2 protein-coding genes and 1 pseudogene are annotated in these 1,833 nt (G+C 61.0%); 1 reads left to right on the forward strand and 2 read right to left on the reverse strand.

Annotation, left to right across the window (positions count from 1 at the left end):
* Positions 1–131: pseudogene (locus HBJ55_RS03975) on the reverse strand (S-(hydroxymethyl)glutathione dehydrogenase); the annotation flags it as partial.
* A 125-nt stretch (positions 132–256) separates the two neighbouring features.
* Here HBJ55_RS03975 and HBJ55_RS03980 point away from each other — a divergent pair.
* Positions 257–1,162, forward strand: coding sequence for a LysR substrate-binding domain-containing protein (locus HBJ55_RS03980; RefSeq protein WP_167111283.1), 906 nt, complete (start codon positions 257–259; stop codon positions 1,160–1,162).
* A gap of 44 nt (positions 1,163–1,206) precedes the next feature.
* Here the strand turns inward: HBJ55_RS03980 and HBJ55_RS03985 are convergent.
* A partial coding sequence (locus tag HBJ55_RS03985; RefSeq protein WP_167111285.1) for a branched-chain amino acid ABC transporter permease occupies positions 1,207–1,833 on the reverse strand: 627 nt, incomplete at its 5' end.

A 1,833-nucleotide genomic window follows, 5' to 3' on the forward strand; every position in this document is an offset into this window, starting at 1 on the left:
GCATCGGTGTGACAGACGCTGGTCGCGGCGATGCGCACCAGCACTTCGCCGGCCTTGGGATCCTGGACATCGATTTCAGTGAGTTCGAGGGGCTTGCCCGCTTCGAGAGCAACGGCGGCACGCGACTTCATGCAGTTCTCCTGATGGTTTGCTATCCAGTTTGTATCGATCCCTATCAGTCTAGGTGCGGCCAAGGTTATGATGATATAGAAACAGCGACACAACATTATTCCAATTGAGCAATAATGGAGTGCCTATGGCTCACTGGGATGGCATTGAAGCTTTCGTGGAAGTCGTCCGCCTTGGCACTTTCGCCGCAGCGGCACGTCAACTTCAAGTTTCCAATTCACATATCAGTCGACAGGTGGCCCAGCTCGAGCAAGAGCTTGGACTGCCCCTGCTTTACCGGACCACGCGTCAGATTCACCTTACCGATGCCGGCGAACGCTACTATGCACGCTGCCGAGAACTGCTCGACGGTTTTCGCGAAGCCGAAAACGCCTTGCAGAGCCTCCAGGAGTTGCCCCACGGCGTACTTCGCCTCAGCTGTGCCACCACCTTCGGCGAGCGCTTCCTCGCCCCGCTGGTAAATGACTTCCTGCGCCTGCACCCTCAGCTCGAGATGCGCCTTCACCTGACCAACCGCCAGGTGGACGTGATCGACGAAGGCTACGACGTGGTCATTCGCATGGGCACGCTACAGGACTCAACGCTGGTGGCGCGCCGCTTGTGCGAGCGGCACGAATTCGTCGTCGCGTCCCCCGACTACTTCCAGGGCATCTCGCAGCCGCACTCGGTAGCGGAACTCGTACACCACCGCTGCCTGATCGGCACCCGCGACCACTGGCGTTTCGACATCGAAGGATTGCACCGCGAAATTCGCGTGCAGGGGCCCTGGCAGGCCAATTCAGGGCTCGCGCTGCTGGATGCGGCACTCAAGGGGCTGGGGTTGGCGCAACTGCCCGACTACTACGTCATGCCTTATCTTGCCAGCGGCGAGCTGATCGAAGTGCTCTCCAGCTTTCAGTGCCGCGATGCGGGAGTGTGGGCGGTCATGCCACGGCATCGCCAGCATGCCGCCAAGGTGCGCCAGTTCGTCGACTACCTGGTCGAGCATCTGCCCGCCAGCCTGGAGCAAGCCTGCTCGGTGACGAGAGAATAAAAAAGGCGCCCCGCAGGGCGCCAGGAAGAGGCTTGCCGTTCAATTCACTTGAAGTTCTTGCGATACATCTTCACCGCCTCGCCCACGATGCCGCTGCGGAAGCTGAGCACGCAGAGAACGAAAATGGCGCCCAGGATCGGCCCCACCCAGTTGCCCAGCGGCGATTGCGCCAGCAGGTGCTGCAGGCTGACTACCAGCCCCGCCCCTACCACCGGACCGAACAGCGTGCCAACGCCGCCGAGCAGCGTCATCAGGATCACCTCGCCGGACATGTGCCAATGGGCATCGGTCAGAGAAGCGAGCTGGAACACCAGCGTCTTGGTGGAGCCGGCCAGGCCGGCCAGGCCTGCGGAAAGGATGAACGCCACCAGCTTGTAGGCATCGACGTTGTAGCCGAGCGAAACGGCACGCGGTTCGTTCTCGCGAATCGCCTTGAGCACCTGGCCGAACGGCGAGTGCACGGTACGCTGGATCAGGGCAAAGCCGAACAGGAAGATCGCGAAGACGAAGTAGTACATCGCCAGAGTATTGCGCAGGCTGATGAAGCCGAACAGCTCACCGCGAGGCACGCCATGCAGGCCATCCTCGCCGCCGGTAAAGGGCGCTTGGATATAGAAGAAGAACATCAGCTGTGCCAAGGCCAGGGTGACCATGGCGAAGTAGATGCCCTG

It is taken from the genome of Billgrantia bachuensis, assembly GCF_011742165.1.
Classification (GTDB): Bacteria; Pseudomonadota; Gammaproteobacteria; order Pseudomonadales; family Halomonadaceae; genus Halomonas; species Halomonas bachuensis.